The following is a 16,230-nucleotide window of genomic DNA, read 5'->3' as shown; positions in this document are numbered from 1 at the left end:
ATTAATACACCTGCTCACGCGGTTATTAGCTGGGTGCTACCTCCTTCGAATTACGTCTGCGTTTGATGTCGTCCCCGTCGTGCAAGTGCGGCGGCGCAATTCTGTTGATCATTCCAGCCTGACGTTTTTCCTTTAGCCGATACGATTCACCGGAGATCGGCACGACGTGTGCGTGATGAAGCAGCCGGTCGAGCAAAGCCGCAGTGAGCGTTGCGTCGTCGGCAAAGGTCTGATCCCACTGACCGAACGGCAAATTACTGGTGAGGACGAGACTGCCCGTTTCGTATCGTTTGGCAATGACCTGGAAGAGTAAGTTCGCTTGTTCCCGATCCATTGGCAGGTATCCCATCTCATCAATGATCAGAAGTCTGTACGGCTTCGTGATGCGCTTGATGGTTTCCTCGAGCTGGTTACGCCGCAACGCGGTCGTCAATTGCATCAGGAGGTCGGCGGCGGTGATAAAGCGAACGCGGAACCCGGCCTGCGTTGCACGATATCCAAGTGCCAATGCGAGGTGAGTTTTACCCACGCCACTAGGTCCGAGCAGTACGACATTCTCCGCACGCTCCACAAAGGCTAGGCTGCTTAGCTCGAGAACTAGCGGTTTGGGTACGCCGAGTGCGAACTCGAAATCGAAATCATCAAGCGTCTTGATCGCCGGGAAGCCGGCGAGACGGGTCAGCATCCGGCGCATTCGTTCCGTGCGAGCCATTGCTTCATCTTTTAACGCGTGTTCGAGGAAGTCGAGATAGCCAAGCTCGCGCTTCGCAGCCATTTGTCCAAGGTGCGCAATCTGCGTCGGCAAATGCAGGAGGTTGAGTTGCTTACACAACACGGTCAGTCGCTCGAGCTGCGGCGTCATGCGTTCACCTCCTGCGTTCGGCTGAAGGCATCGTAGACCGACAACGGATGCTGCAGCGGTTTTTCCCATTCCGACGTTGCATACCGCGATACCGGTTTCGGTTGCTCATGCGGCGTCGCTCCAGTTCGGACCGACCGTCCCACGTACGGTGCCGGCAGCGGCAGCAAATGTGGGCGCTCTTCGAGCAATACCTCAGCTGGTACGCGTTTCGTGGTGCCATGAAGACGAACGTTGGCAACGTCGCGCAGCCACCGCCTGACACGCTCATTGCAAAGGCCACAGTCCGCTGTCAACCCGGCTTGTTTAAGCATTGAGACCAACGGGACCCAGAAGCTGTAGCGCAAATAACCATTCATACGCTCGACTTTGCCTTTCGTCTTTGCACGGTATGGTTTGCAGACGCGAGGCACGAACCCGTGATGTTTAGCGAAGTCGGCGAATCCTGGATGATATCTATGCTGTTTCTTGCCATATGCATCGCGTTTCAGGATTACCGTTTTCATATTGTCATACACGATTTCTCTGGTGAGGCCTCCAAACGCCTCGAATGCCCGCACGTGGCAAGCCAGCAGCGTTTCAACACGCATGTCGGTGACAAACTCCGCGTAGCTTACGCGGCTGTAGCCCAACGTGGCGACGAACGCCGCGAGCATGCCGAGCTTGTGTCCCGGCTTACGAAACTCGATCCAGTCCATCTGCATCTGTTGGCCCGGCTCGGTCTCGAATCTGACTACTGGGTCGGGACGCGCAGCGGGTCGAAGTTTCTGCAGATAGTCCTGCACCTGTCGCAATCCGCCCTTGTAGCCGCGCTCCTCAATCTCTCGCTTGAGCACCGTCGCCGGGATCCAGTCTGGCTTTGCTGCTTCGACCCGGCCCTGAAGATACGACTTAAACGGCGCAAGCTTACTCACGACGGGCTCACGCACTTTGCGATGCGGAGGACCCAATGCCAGATATTTCCGAACCGTGTTGACGGCCATGCCGGTCTCTACCGCGATGTCTCGCAGGCTGTTTCCCTGACGACGCAGAATCTCGATTTCCATGTACTCCTCGTAGCTGATCACGGGCCGCCCAAAAAGAGCAACCCTACAACGAGGTGTATCAATTCCTAAACGCGTTGCTGTATTAATTTACAACTGCGCGTGACAGCTGCGCTCGGACGTGCAACGTGTCGTCGTCGAGGCGCCTGCAGGGACTGGCAAAACACACCAGGCCGCCAGCTACGCTCGGGATGCAACAACTGGCCTAGGTAAAGGCCAGCGGGTACTTATATTGGCGCATACGCATTCCGCCTGTGACGTCTTCTCGTCGAGAACTGCCGACCTGGAGGGGCGGTTGCGGATCGGGACCATCGATTCGCTAGTGGCAATGATCGCGAAGGTCTACCACCGGGCTCTCGACCTACCGGCTGATATTCACGCGTGGTCGATTGACCGAGGCCCCGACAGCTATGCCGACCTTGCAAAAGGGTGCAACTTCTGCTCGTCCGTTCGCCCAGCGTCGCCGGCGCGGTAGCAGAGCGGCACCCAATAGTAATCTGTGACGAGCATCAGGATGCCAGCAGCGACCAACACACCATTGTCGAAACGCTTGCGCAGGCAAGTGCGAAAGTGAGGTTCTTCGGCGACCCGATGCAAGCGATCTTCAACACGGGACTGGAACGGGAAACGCAAGAGCTGCAATGGCGTGAGCTTGCGGTGACCGCCAACGCGTTCGAGCGACTGGACACCGTACATCGCTGGGCCTCCGGCTCTCCCGCACTGGGCGCCTGGGTGCTCGAACAGAGGGAGCATCTGCGCACCGGCGGCAGAGTCGACCTCCGGCATAGGTTGCCTATTGGGTTGCACCTATTGCGGGCCGACAATCGCGCGCCACGCTTCGGCGGCTTCCAACTGAGCCCGGCTGAACGTCGCCCGCTCGATGCACTGGTCCGGAACAGTCCAAATCTGCTGGTGTTGACGGCTCACAATCAGACCGTCTTCGGCCTCAACGCCTTCTGGGGAACTCGCATCCCAATCTGGGAGGGCTATACAAGGAGCGCTTTGGGGGACCTTCTCGCCGCCTGCCGGATCCGATCCGGCGATCCGGTAGGTCTTGGCAGGTCAATGTGTATCTTCCTCGAGGCTATCGGAAAAGGTTTTTCAGCGACATCCTTCGGTAACCGGCTTACTCAAGAACTAGAGACCAATTGTGTCAGGCCTTGCCGTGGCAAGCCAGCTGAGATTCAGTCAGTCGCTCGGTTGATCGTACGGCAGCCTAGTCATATAGGCGTCGGCGAAGCAATCGATCGCGTCCATCACCTAATGAATGCCAGCGAACACTTCCGCGAGGCTCGCGTCGATCTGCGAAAAGAGTTTGCCGAAGCACGACGGATCCATTCACATCCTGATATTAGTACCGTGCTTGCCGGACTTTCGCACCAGCGCGGCAGGCGAACCGACCGCGTACCTTCCCAATCGATTAGCACCATCCACAAGTCCAAAGGGCTTGAATGCGACGGAGCAATTCTGATCCCATGCGATGCAAACAGTCTCGCTCCTAACCAGAAGAACCGATGCCTTCTATATGTCGCCCTTAGCAGGTCTTGCAAACGACTGGCGCTTGTGGTCCCTGAGGGCAACCCATCCCCGCTCTTCCAGCTATAGCCCCGATGCGCGAAAAATTGCTCTTTGCTCGCCCCTCGCCCCTCGCCCTTTAAAGGGCCGCCCCGAGACGATTTCTGGGCGCTACTAACCGCGCGCAAGAGGCTCACCAAGGCCGGCGTGCACGGGTCCTCGCGCAGCGGGACGACCTGTGCCCAGGCCCCATCAACCGCATAGGCCACATCGGTTTCGCGCGAAATGTACGAATGACCATTCTGTGTGTTCGCCCCACAGCTTATTGCCCGTCGCGGGACAATGAAAAGGGATGGCGCGCCCCCAAGAAGTGACGTTTGTCCGCTCAAGCATCTAAACAGCCACACGAATAGCACAACCGCGATAATCCAGGCGACAACGGGTTTTCAAGCATGCTTTAATCAACAATCAAAAGGGTGCCGCAAACAGAGTTTCTGCTAACCACTTAGGGGCGAATGGCGCTACCTCTTAGCAAGACCAGGACGGAGCACCTGGTGCCACTCGCCAAGCAGGCAGTTGCAATCCTGCGCGAACTGCACGCCCTGACGGGGCAAGGCCGCTTCGTGTTTCCGGGCGCTCGCTCCAACCTTCGTACGATGAGCGAAGCGGCCATCAATGCAGCTCTGCGCCGACTCGGGTACGACGCGCGCGGAGATTACCGGCCACGGCTTTCGGACGATGGTTCGTACGATTCTGCGCGAGGAACTTGAGCATAAACCGGAGGTGATCGAGCACCTACTTGCGCAACCCGTTCCAGACAACCTCGGTTCGGCCTACAATCGGATGGGCCTGCCTTCGCTGAGTTTTGCTCTCACGCGGAGGGCGTTATAAGGCCGAGTTGGCCGCTCTCAAGGCGATGGAGGCACCATCCGTGGCAATCCATTCCTCGTAGTCAGCCATCACCAACTCCGACCGCTTCATCAGCGGCTGCATGAACGCCTTTCGGTTGGGATGCGCAAAGATCGCGGGGGCTAGCGCCGCGGCGTCGAGCAGTTCCTTGAACTTCTCAAAACGCTCTTCCCAAGGGAAATCGGCGCCCTCCTTTGCCATCGCGAGAATCATCTTGCGATGGATGTCGTTATTGCGGGACCTCCCCGTGGCGTCCATCGCCTTGAAGAGCGCGGCGAGGAACGCTTTTAGCCGCTCCATGAGTTCGAGCTTCTGCTCCTCGGTCAGTTGCAAGGCGGCCAACAGCTCGAAAGCGTCCAAAGACTCGGAGATGGCCTTCACCGATTGCGGCCCGTCTTGGCCTGCGTTAGCGCGGCGCTCCTTGCGCGCGGGAGCGTCGGGCAGGTCGTCGAGGCCCCAGCCCTCCGCGTCCTCGACCATGTCTATGTCGAACACCGCGGCCACGCTTTCGTCAGCATCCTTCGTCTGCGCCGCCAGGTGGCGCACCACCTGCTCCGCGAATTCGGCGCGCAGCAAATCCTTGTGCTTGCGTAGCTCGTTGCGCTCAAAGTCGAGAATGCCACGCAACCTATCCCTGCTCGACAGCCATGCGGAGCCTGCCTTACGAAGCAGTGCCGCCCGCACGATGTCGAGCTTGACTAAGCCGTCCAAGAAATCGGACAGGCTCCTGGCCCCGATGGCGTCCTTGCCGCCCGATCTGGTCGCTTTCCATGTCTTCCAGTGGAGCTCGATGTCCTTGTCCAGGAAGAAAATGCGGTAGGCCGCGTCCATTTTCTCCATGACGTCCATAGCGTCGAGGTCCGAGACCGTGATGCCGCCATATTTCGCGAAAACCTTTGGCAGGTTCTTCGAGACGATGCCGTCGTGCGAGAAATCGATGATCAGACAGTCGTTCTTGTATTTACGGGCCCGGTTGATCCGGCATGCGGTTTGAAACAGCAACACATCGTCCATGCCTCGGTCGATAAAGACCGTGTGGAGGGTCGGCTCGTCGAAGCCTGTCAAAAGCTTGTCGACTACCACGATGATCGCGTTGCGCACTTTGAGCCCCGTGTGGCTCTCGATGCCCTTGCGCCGAAACTCGTCGATGATCTGCTCTTGGTTCTTTCCGTCGTTCTTCGACGCGCAGGTCGCTTCGCCTTGCTTGTCCGTGTAAAGCAGCAGCACTGGAATAGCCCGAAGCGTCTCCGCATGCTCCGCGAACCGCGGGTCGTTCGCCAATGCGGTGAGCTCCTCCTTGATCAGTCCCTGGTAGACGATTGCGGCCCGGATCGAGTAGGCAGCCAGTAGCGCCTTGCCCTCGCCCAGGGCCCGGCCGCCCGATGGCCGGACCGCCATCATCGTCTTGGCTGCGAACACCAACACCGCCTGCTTGGCGACGAGGCGCTGCCGGCTCGGGTTCTCGTAAATCTCCTCCGCCGACGGGGCTCTGAGCCGCTCCTCTTGGCCAAGCTTGGCGACCGACTCGGTGATTTTGTAGAGGATGTGGTCGCTGAACCGGACGACGTTTTGGATCGGATTGAGGATGACCTTGTCGCGGATGGCCTGCGTCATCGTGTAGGCGAAATATGGCGCCCATCGGATGTCGTCCCCCGGCCCCGTGGGCGCGCGCCACTCACCGATGCGGGCGAGGATCTCGTCCTTGGGCGTCGCGGTGAGGCCGACGATCAAGTTGCGCTTCGCACCTACGGGACGGATCGTTCCCCACTGGTCGAACACCTCCACCGTCGCGTCGTGCAGTACTCCATTTTGCGATCGGTGCACCTCGTCGATGACGAACGCCACCCTCTTGCTCTCCAACAGCTTGGACAACTCCGGATCGTCGCTCGCGAGGCGTTGGATGGAGGGGAATTTCTGGATGTTCACCACGACGACGCGCGCCGAGCCTTCGAGCGCGCCGCGCAACTGGGCGAACGTCTCAGCCTCGACGACGATCCCCTTGGTGGCGCGCAGCCGCCCGGCCTCTTCCGCGACGTTCTTGCGCAGCTCGGTCCGATCAGTGAGGAGCACGCACAAGTCGAAGAGAGGCGCCGCCGCCGCGCTGCGCGGATCAGCCATGTCGGCGATGGCTTGGGCCAGCCACACGATGACGTTCGTCTTTCCCAGCCCGGCGGCGCCTTGCAACAGGAGCGAGTGCGAGTCGGCGCCATTGCGATGCAACAGCGTTTGTTTGACTATCCGGTCCGCCTTCGCCGGCTCCAACGCCGGCAGGTCGACGGCCAGCCTGGCGCGGATGTCCGACTCGCCTATCTTCGGCTTTCCCTCGTCCGCGTAGAGCTCCCGGACGCGTCGCATGGTTTGGAACAGCATCGCACGCTGCGCCGGCCTGGGCATCAGAATCTCGGTGCCAGTCGTGGTCCGGCTAGGCCGATGCTGGTTGAAGAAGAAGACCTCCTTGTCGATGCCATCGCCGGCCGCGAAGAGCGAGGCCAGATGGTCCGCCAACGCGGCGCTTGGGGACTTGTCGCGGATGTCGGCGGCCTGGCCGAAAACCTGGACGAGGCGATCGGGGATCCCCGATTCGAGCTCGATCCGATCGTCCCGCTCCATCGCGTCGTCGACATCGGCGAGCAGCCATTCCATATTCTGCAACAACATCAGGTTGCCCATGTCCAGGCAGCTGATGTGAGTGGCCTTCTCGTAGAGGCAAATGTCCTGCCGAATGCGGGCCCGCTCGCCAGCCGGCATCGATCGACCTCGGAAACTCGGCCACTTCGCCCCCTGCTGCAACCAACGCTCACGCGCCTCTCCAAGGGCGGCGATGGCAGCCTCGACGCAGTTGTGGGCGATCTTCTTGCGGCCATGGGAGGACGCAGTTTGCCCAGTCTGCGCGGTCTTCAACTCGGAGTAGGCGAAATAGATCCCGTTGACGAAGAAGACGCAGTCCGGGCGCCTCCGAATCCTCTTCCCCGTCAGCGGAAAGACGCGCTCGAACGTCGCCTCCGGGATGACGCGCAGCAAATTCCTCGCGAACAGATCGGCGGCCGCGCGTTCCGCTCCGGCGCGGGGCTCCTCGTTCCAGAGCGAGAATGATTGGCCGTTGAAGACGACGGGGTCCCTGAGCACGAACGCGGCGTTCGAGGTCGCCTCCACGCGCGGCAGCAGCGCCTCCTCGATGAACGCCAGGCAGAACTCGGCTTCGGACGCGAAGCCCTTGGACGCCTTTTCGAACGCGGCTTGGTTCAAGGGGCCGCCATCTCGAAGGAACGCGAGCAAGTCGGCTGGGACGACCCAGCGAGCGGAGTCGAGGTCTGACGGCTTCCCCAAGATCCAGTCCAAGCCATTTTTCCCATGGCCGGTGAGAAAGGGGAGAAACACCCCCTCTTGAAAATCGATCTCTTTGAATCCGTGCGCCACGTTCGGTCCTTCGCTCAAACGGCGCACGCGGCGCCGGGTTTTGTCGGCGCCGCGCGCCCCATGACGGCCGGCGCCAAGGCCCCGGTGACCGCCTCGTGAATCAGCGCGCTGCGCTGCAAAGCCAAACCCTCCTGCGACTTCTCGAGCAGCACGATCTGCCTGTCCACCATGTCCAGCTTCGCGTCGATATCGGCGGCGATCGCCGACTGCTCTTCGATTGGCGGCAGCGGAATTCGAATGTCCTTGAACTCGTCCCAATAGAGGCGCAGCCGAAAATCGATGATGCCTCTCGAACGCCGACGCATCTCCTCGATGCCGGACGGCGACCGAAGCACATGCTCGACGTAGGCCGGGACCACTCTGCGCCGCGGCCGGGCGACGACGTAGGCCGGGCTCACCAAGCCCTCGACGCTCGCGACTCCGAAGCCGCCTTGCCACGCGCGCATTTGGTTGTAGACGAGGTCGAGCGGCTCGACGCGCTTGTAAATGCCACGGTCCTCGCTGCGGCTAACCTTGCGGGAGCCTGGTTCGTCAGCCATCTCCCTGTCGGAGATCCCCGAATGGATCGACACACTCAGCACCGGCAGATCGGCGTAACCCAATTCCGCGGCCTCTCGAAACAGGTTGCCCAGCCGGTCCATTCCCCAGTGGCTCGGCACCTCCCCGTGCCATGGCTCCTCCGACGGCGAGCGCGCGTCACCAGGCCTGAGCCGGCCAAACGCGATCGCCTCGCGCAGCGCCTGCTTGGCCTCCGCCAACACCGCCTTCTTTCGCTCGTGCGCCTCGCGGCGCTCGGCGAAGAGCGCGAGCTCCCGCTCGATGAACGCGACGATGCGCCGCTGCTCAGGGAGTGGTGGCAGCCTGAGCTCGAAGTCTCCGACCATCCGGTCGGGCACTCGCTTCAATCCGCCAACGCCCCGCATCGCGTTCACGCCGAACTCCTGGAAGTCGAACGCCTGCAATCGATACAACAGGAACTCGGGCAAGATGCGGCGACTTGGCCGAAACACCGACACCTCGGTCGTCGCCAAGCCAACGCCTCGCTCGAGCCCATCCGCCAACGCGCACTTGCGATTCTCAAAGCAGGGCGTGACCTTCGCGAAAAGAACGTCTCCGTTCACAAACTGCGAGTAGCCGCCGGCCTCGGAAACGTCCTTGCTATGGCCGCGCGCGATACCTCCCCCCTCGACCAGCGCCTCCATGGGAAAGAAGTCGAGCTGCCCTTTGCGGGGAATTCGAGTTGCCGGGTTGACCTGCGCCAACGATCTGAGTCTCTCGACTTGCCACGACGTGCTCATTTAGCCGTGGCCTTTGCCAAGCTTGAGGCGAACTCGGACTCCAACTTTTGGATCTCAACGTTCACCTCCCTCAGCTTGGCCATCACGGCGGTTGCCGAGTCGACCCTCACCGCGCGCGGAAAGATGCGATTGAAGTTGATTTCGCAGCCAACGCGGGATCCGACCACCTCGTGTGGCTCGCGCACCCACTTGTCAAGGTGCAGCGCGATCAACTCATCGTTCTTGCGGGCGGACTTCGAATAACCGACCACCTCGAAGTCCTTTTCTATCAATGGCGCCACGACGATGTTGACGTGCACGAATTCGCCGCCTTTCGACTTGCCGACCTTCGCTCTTGGCAGAATCCGGCCTAGCCCAAGGTCTCGCTCCTTACCCTTTTTCCGCAACGAGACGCGCCCATAGTCGCCGACGCGAGACCACTCGGTCCCGTCCTCCAAACCGACCGCCACGCGCGAAGCGCATTTGACGGCCTCGTTGAACATGGCGGATGTGTCCTTGGGGGCGGCTCCTTCGAACTGCTCAACGTCCAAGCGCCCACCGAGGATCTCAAAAGTCTCGTCGTCGAGCGTCACGAGCAACCGCTCGCCCTCGATCGACACCTCCTCGGCTATGGCGCGGCCATTCTCGTCGTGGCGATGCACTTGGAGCTCGACCTTGTTGTAGAGGATATCCTGGACCGACACGACCTTCGCGATCGGACCATCCTGGTAGGCCTTGAACGCCGCGACGACGCGCTTTCGGTTGGCGGCGTCTATCTCACAATTCTTCTTGTTCAGGTTGCGCTTCAACTTGGTGAAGCACGCCTCTGCATTGATGAGGATTACGCGTCCCTTTCGCGCCTTCGGCTTCGACTTGTTGAGCACCCACAAATAGGTCGAAATATCGGTGTTGAAAAACTCGCCGCGGGGCAGCTGAACGATCGCCTCGACGATGTCCAACTCTTGAAGAAGCCAGATCCTCGTCTGGGACTCTCCGCTTCCGGCGTCGCCTGAGAACAGGGTCGATCCGTTGTGGACGATGGTCGCAACGCCCGTCTCGGTCAGGTGAAAGGCCGCGTGCTGCAAAAACAAAAGCTGGCCGTCGGACACTGGCGGCATGCGGGTCTTCTCAAAGCGCCCGGACGCGTCCGCCTCAACGGCCGACCTGGAATCTTTCCAGTCCAGCCCATAGGGAGGATTGGCGACGATGACATCGAACTTATCGGAGAGAAACAAGTCGTTGGTCAGCGTGTTCTCGCGCTCGATGCGCGCGTCCTCGCGAAAGCGCGCCTCGATCGCCGCCAGCGCGTAGAGCGCGTCGTTAAGCTCCTGGCCTCTCGTGCGCACCGACAGGCTCGGAAACGCCGAGCGGAGAGCGTCCTCGGTCGCGAACAAAAAATTGCCGCCGCCGCAGGCCATGTCGTAGATGTCCGCGATCCCCTCGGAAAGCTTGCCCTCCCTGCGCAACTCCACGATGAGGTCGGCCGCTAGTTCGATGACATCCATTGGTGTGTATTGCTCACCGGCCGTCTCGGCCGAGATGTCTCCCCAGCGGCGCTTGATGTGTTCCTCGATGGTCGTCACCTCCGAGTTGCTAAACCGCGTGAGGTCGATGGCCGCCCACTTCTGCGCGAACGCGTAGAGCGGACTGTTTGGCCGCGAGAACAGATCGGACGCCTTTCCCTGGATGTCCAGAAACTTCGGCGTGCCCTCGGCGTAGCCCAGTCCGAGGAGGCGCCTCGTCTCCGGGTCGTATTGCCCGAGGTGCGCCATGAGGCGATTGCGAAAATTGCCACCTGGAACGGCGCAGGTCTCTTTGAGACCCTTGTCGAGCAACAGCAGTTCGGGGTGGTAGCCCTTGTTCATAGCCTTTGCAGACAGCTCCAACCACTCCCTATGCTCGGCCTTCTCCGGGTCGAATTTGACCGCCATCGCCTGCTCAAACTCGGAGATCTTTTCCGCCTTGAAGCGGCGCAGTCGAGATTCCAAAAGCATCAACGCGAAAAACGGCATCATGTAGCTAGGAAAGTCGCCCTCCTTGATGCCCGCCCCGCGCAGCGTGTCCGCCGTCTTCCAGATCGTTTCTGTGTAGGAGAGCAATGCCGCTCCAATTTTCTGTGCCATGAGTCCAATCAATTTTTGTTTGTCGACGCCACAGCGGCGCGTTTTCGAGCAGGTTTCGCGGACACCTTGCCTCCTCGCGCGGGAGCCGGCGCCGCGGTGCCCTCGATAGCGGGCGGCCATCCCAACCCCTCGCGCTCACATTGCTTCCGTATGAGCCATTCGAGCATGTTGGCCATGCTCCGTCCTTCCTTGTCCGCAAGCAGCGCCAAAGCGGTCTTGACCGTAGTGTCGAAGCGAAAGGCCGTGGGAGCGTTCTTGACAGTTTTCATGCGATCAGCCCGAGTGCAGATAGCAATACATTCAAACTACCATTGTAATACAACAGATCAAGCCCTAAAGCTGGGATTATCGCCTTCTCATGAATGCTTCCGCTTCGGATCGCCCGTAAATCGTCTGGGCACCCGACGTAGCCACCCATCGGGCCCTTCGCCGTTCAGGGCTGGACACCTCAGCGGTGACGTCACCCGTCAAACCATATGCTGGTTCGGTGATCACGACCGGCTGAACACATCTCGAATTTCATTAAGTCCTGCAATGAGCAAACCTTACTGTTCGGGTTTGCCACCCTTTATCCCATATGATCGGTAGCAGGTTGCGGTATGCGCTGTCGTGTTTCAGGTAGAGGCTTACGCCTTCACCAAGGCGCGAAGGAGCCGCTGGATACTTGTCGAACGTCCCGAAAAGAGGAATGCTCCAGTCGATACGGCGTGACAATCATGATGAACTGTTCTTCGAGAGCGGCGTCGTGCTCGTCGTCGAGGACATGCGTGCAGCACGACAAGTATTGGCGAGAAGCTGCTGATGATGCAGCGGTGATAAATTCGAGGCGGTCTATACGAGCCGGCAAGAAACTACTGCCACTCATGGTAAGTGCAATTTCGACTCGGCGTTTTTCTTGCCTTTGCGGGGACTAGGCCTGCCGATCGCCCGACGGGGCAGCCGAATCGTAAAGCCGATTGGAGTTTCCCGCGTTTCTGCCGTTAATATACTGGGCGATCCCGTGCGATTGACCGCGATCGTAAGGGTAAGTTGATGCGTCAATGGCACTGCGCGCAATCTGAAGCAGTTGCCTACGACGAAACCCGGGAACCTTTGAGAAAATGGAGCCCGGAGCGACATGCCTTACGCGCCAGTCCGGAAAGACCCGTATCAGCTGATCTGCGCATTGAACCAGCACGGGGAAAGGCAATGGCTCGGATGCCCAGTCGCGCAGAACCGACCCACTCATCGGCTACTGCCACAATATCTATGCGAGCGCGAAGTTGGCCGAAGAACCAAGGGCCGTCCACGGCCAAGACCAGCATGGACCAGGCTGCGGGCGAGGGCGGCCCGCTGGCACGCATGCGATGATGAACCTTTGATCCAGCGAACGACAGTGGGACGAGATAGAGTCATGGGCACAAAAAACAAAATCGAATTCATGCAAGGCGCCGAGTTTCCTGATTCCCTTAGCGCACTCTTTCGAAAAGGGGGAAAATATCAGAAGGCTGCTGAACGTGTCTATCAGGCGTGGGGCAAGGCAAATGCGGGCGAAAACAGTTTTGACGGTGTGTTTGCCGGCCTGACGCTTACGAATAACGGTGAGGACCGGATCGCCCACTGCCGCAAGTTTGATCTCACAGGCTATGCACGACTCGTGACAGCCTACAGCAACAATCTATGCATCCTCTTGTTTGCCGGCGATCATGAGGCGGTAGCACGTTGGCTGGATGCGAACAAAGGGCTGGATTTTGTCGCTCGCGTGCAAGGATGCCGTCTTGAAGTTGCTCCCGTTTATGTGTCGAACCGGGCTGACGGCAAGCAGGGTTTGATCCGATCTGAAATCGACTGGATGAGTACTGGCCCCGTCGTCGATCAACTACCCGAACGATATCGTGAGCGCTTACTGGAAGGGCTCGAAGGTGATGTGGTGGAACATGTTCGTAGTGTGAAATCACACACATCGGAAGATGCCCTCCTGGATATCGTCAGTACCATCGCGGAATCAACGCATGCCGACGCCGTGCTGGATGTCTTGCTGAAATTGCGTTCCAGCGACATCCGCGGAGCCAAGGCACGGGTTGATTTATATGCCGATGAGGTGCGCACCGTCGACACGCTCAATGCCGATGAGGTTGCCAGGATATCTTCGAGTGAAAAAACCGTGCGGGTCCAGGATATTGACCCGGTCCTGTTCGAGCACTTCATCAAGACCGCCGACTTCAAACAGTGGATGTTGTACCTGCATCCGCAGCAGCGGGAGTTCGTGGATAGAGATTTTGCCGGCCCTACTCGTTTGGCCGGTGTGTCTGGCTCAGGCAAGACGTGTGTTGTGATTCACCGAGCCCTGCGTCTTGCGCGTGGAGCCACCGATAAGAAGGTGCTGGTACTGACGCTGAATGAGGCTCTCGCCAAGCTGATCAATGAGTTGATCGACGCCGAAAGCGGATCGACGCGCCCCCGCAACCTGATGGTGAAGTCGGTATTTAACCTTTGCCGCGAGAAACTCATCGCTTTGGAGCCCGATAAGGGTGACTACTACGGCAAGCGCATCGTGCAGCGCAACGCCTTTGCAGTAGCCGAGCACATCGACGACATTTGGGAAGAGTATTTCCACTGTCAGGCGAACAATCATGATGCAGAGACTATGTTCGATGTGGTGCGCACCTTACTCGTCCGTAACGTGCTGCCGCAGGACTATTTGCGTCAGGAACTGGACTACGTGCGGAGTGCCTTTGCGCCGGAAAACCGGAGTGCTTACCTGGACATGCAACGTGACGGGAGAGTGATTGCCTTGGACCGTCGCTACCGTGAGATGGTGCTGAACGGCTTAGCAGGATGGGAACGTAAAATGGCCGCGGTGGGAGCCATTGATGATGGAGGCATCGCAACCGTGCTGTGCGGGCATGTGAATGCGTTGACACAAGAGTTTGACCACGTGCTTGTCGATGAAGTACAGGATCTAGGCACGCTGGAGCTACGCATCATTCGCCGATTGACTCGCCCAGGCGCCAACGACCTGTTCTTGTGTGGCGACTCGGCACAGACTGTGCATACAAAATATCTGAACTTAAAAGATGCGGAGATTGATCTACCCCCGGCGCGCTGGATCAGACTGAACCAGAACTATCGGAACAGCCGCCAGATTTTGACCGCAGCATACGAGCTCCTGACACGCTCCTTCAGCAGCATTCCGCGCGGAACTATTGATCTGGAAATTCTGCAGCCAGAGTTCGCCAACTTCACATCTGCCAAGCCACTGCTGCTGAACGCCTCTTCCATTCAGGAAGAGCTCGCCATGGCGTTGACTTACGCGCGCGAGAATATCGAAGGGGCACCTAATCACAAGGTCTGTATCTCGTTATGTGGATATTCGCAAGCCGCCGTGGAGCGTCTGGCGGCCAGCCTGGCATTGCCCGCGCTGTGCGGAAACACGGACTTGTCAGCACAGTCGTTGTTCTTGTCCGACTTAGAGCAAACGAAGGGGTTTGAGTTCGACCTGATGGTTGTACTCAACTGTGGCGGAAAGGTGATTCCGCATCCAGATTTGCCCGAGCATGAGTCCTTCCGCGAGCTGTTCAAACTCTATGTGGCGCTGACACGCGCAAAGACCGAGCTGGTCGTCAGTTTCCATGGCGGCCTTTCCCGTTTCGTGGGAGCGGCGACGGAGCTCTTCAACGAAGCGGGCTGGGAGGAGCACGTAGACAACCCCGCCGATGTCGCCGGTGTCGTGTGGCCATCGCCGGTGTTGCGTCAGACCGGCAACGTCACGAACTGGGGTGTAAGCGGTCGCGAATTCTTACGGATGCGGGAAGCGGTAGGACTCAGTCAGGTAGTGCAGGACGAGATGCTTCAGCATGTAACGGGAAGCATCAAGACGGAGGCTCGCTCGGGTGGCGGACGCAGAAAACAGATGGAATGGCGCGAGTTCCGCGCTTTCTACCAGGACATGGAAAGCCCGATTGCCCGCAATGGCATCATGAGCAACGAGGCGTGGTCGGAACTGAATGCACGGCTCGCGCCGCTGATCCGGGACAACGATGACGATGAGACCGGCAACCTCAATACTGCGGCAGCGCCAACGCCGGCCCCTTCGACTTCCGCATCCGACCCGGGTGTAGAGATCGTCGATGGTCCAAAGCCCGTTGCAAATTTAAAGCTTCACCGCCACAGCGAAGTGCTGAAGTTTTCGCAGCGACAGCTCAGCGCACATACCCTCGCCTCATTTCTGGTGGCACAAGGCGTGGATCAAGCTAGCCAGCTAGAGGTTGGCAGGCCGATGGCCTATCCGGTACTGGGATTCCTGATTCCTCGACAAGAACTCGCCGAATGGCTCAGGCACCAACATGTCAGGCAATTGCGCACTGATCCAGACGCGATGGTATTGACCAAGGCTGGACTGGACGAGTGCCTGGGCCGGATCGAATCCAGCAATTTAGTATCCTCCGCTGCGAGCGATGTCACGGCAGACGATATTGAGACTAACCGGAAAATGATTCTGATCGGACGCCCAGCAGCTCCTGTGATGACAAAATTCTTTGAGCATTCTTTCGAAATCAAGGCAAGTGCGACTAAAGGCACCGCGTGGGAAATCCCATGATGCTTTCCATCGAGAATTTTGAACTATACCAGGAGACTTTTCAGTTCCCGGACGGAAACTGCTGTGTCCGGCCGAACGGTGAAAGCACGCTGCGAGTCATTTTGAAGCTGCCGACTCGCTCCCCGCTAACGGCAAAGATCAATCAAGGCTTCAGTGGAAGATCCTCCCTCCCTTCGCGGCCGTCGTCGAACCACGTTTATGGCTTGATTGCGCTATGCTTGAGACGGCGGTAGTCGGCATTCCTTTTATTCGAAGGCCACCGAATGGCTGCTCGGAAACTTGAAGGACTCAAGTCAACGCATGTCGGGCGTTCGAGTTGTCGCGTATCTCGTTGCTCGTGTCTTTCGACTGTGGCAGGCAACCTACGCTGCCTCCTGTGAGACTCTTTTGACTAAGACGCGTACACCTGCATATTCATTCGAATAGCCCGTGCCAAGCCGTCGAGGTCTCCGTTGGTGCGCGACAATTGGGAAGTCCGCTTTTGCGACAACTATGATGGCCGGTGGTG

General features: G+C 59.1%; 7 protein-coding genes and 2 pseudogenes. 4 read left to right on the top strand and 5 right to left on the bottom strand.

Annotated features, from left to right (window positions below):
* Positions 1-25: 25 nt before the first annotated feature.
* Together istB and istA are read right to left on the bottom strand one after the other, a co-directional pair.
* Entirely contained in the window at positions 26-862 is an 837-nt protein-coding gene (gene istB / locus AXG89_RS21005; RefSeq protein ID WP_062172277.1) for an IS21-like element helper ATPase IstB, read from the bottom strand.
* The gene (gene istA / locus AXG89_RS21000; protein ID WP_442861749.1) at positions 859-1,926 is read right to left on the bottom strand and encodes an IS21 family transposase; all 1,068 of its coding nucleotides are present in this window, start codon (positions 1,924-1,926) and stop codon (positions 859-861) included. Before istA ends, istB begins: the two co-directional genes overlap by 4 nt.
* A gap of 405 nt (positions 1,927-2,331) precedes the next feature.
* On the opposite strand from istA, the pseudogene AXG89_RS44675 reads away from it, so the two are divergent.
* The 3 genes and pseudogenes from AXG89_RS44675 to AXG89_RS20990 form a co-directional block, all read left to right on the top strand.
* Positions 2,332-2,448 (top strand): annotated as a pseudogene (locus AXG89_RS44675) (hypothetical protein); the annotation flags it as partial.
* Positions 2,449-2,493: 45 nt separating this feature from the next.
* On the top strand, positions 2,494-3,507 hold the full coding sequence (locus AXG89_RS20995; RefSeq protein ID WP_236873434.1) for an ATP-binding domain-containing protein: 1,014 nt from the start codon (positions 2,494-2,496) through the stop codon (positions 3,505-3,507).
* Positions 3,508-3,924: 417 nt separating this feature from the next.
* A pseudogene (locus AXG89_RS20990) lies at positions 3,925-4,308 on the top strand (tyrosine-type recombinase/integrase); the annotation flags it as partial.
* On the opposite strand, the gene AXG89_RS20985 reads toward AXG89_RS20990, so the two are convergent.
* Genes AXG89_RS20985 through AXG89_RS20975 form a run of 3 tightly spaced genes read right to left on the bottom strand, consistent with a single transcriptional unit; the run spans position 4,303 to position 11,263 of the window.
* Positions 4,303-7,743 carry a type I restriction enzyme subunit R domain-containing protein gene (locus tag AXG89_RS20985; RefSeq protein ID WP_062172623.1) on the bottom strand — a complete coding sequence of 1,147 codons (3,441 nt, stop codon included), beginning with the start codon at positions 7,741-7,743 and terminating at the stop codon, positions 4,303-4,305. The pseudogene AXG89_RS20990 and the gene AXG89_RS20985 sit on opposite strands and share 6 nt — an antisense overlap.
* A gap of 14 nt (positions 7,744-7,757) precedes the next feature.
* On the bottom strand, positions 7,758-9,041 hold the full coding sequence (locus AXG89_RS20980) for a restriction endonuclease subunit S (protein WP_119024674.1): 1,284 nt from the start codon (positions 9,039-9,041) through the stop codon (positions 7,758-7,760).
* Complete coding sequence (locus AXG89_RS20975) at positions 9,038-11,263, bottom strand: HsdM family class I SAM-dependent methyltransferase (RefSeq protein WP_236873433.1); 2,226 nt, start codon at positions 11,261-11,263, stop codon at positions 9,038-9,040. Before AXG89_RS20975 ends, AXG89_RS20980 begins: the two co-directional genes overlap by 4 nt.
* Before the next feature lie 1,273 nt (positions 11,264-12,536).
* On the opposite strand from AXG89_RS20975, the gene AXG89_RS20965 reads away from it, so the two are divergent.
* Entirely contained in the window at positions 12,537-15,722 is a 3,186-nt protein-coding gene (locus AXG89_RS20965) for a UvrD-helicase domain-containing protein (RefSeq protein ID WP_062172271.1), read from the top strand.
* Positions 15,723-16,230 lie beyond the last annotated feature (508 nt).

It is taken from the genome of Burkholderia sp. PAMC 26561, assembly GCF_001557535.2.
GTDB lineage: Bacteria > Pseudomonadota > Gammaproteobacteria > Burkholderiales > Burkholderiaceae > Caballeronia.
Note: the sequence above shows the minus strand (reverse complement) of the source record. Positions and strands in the feature narration are given on the sequence as shown.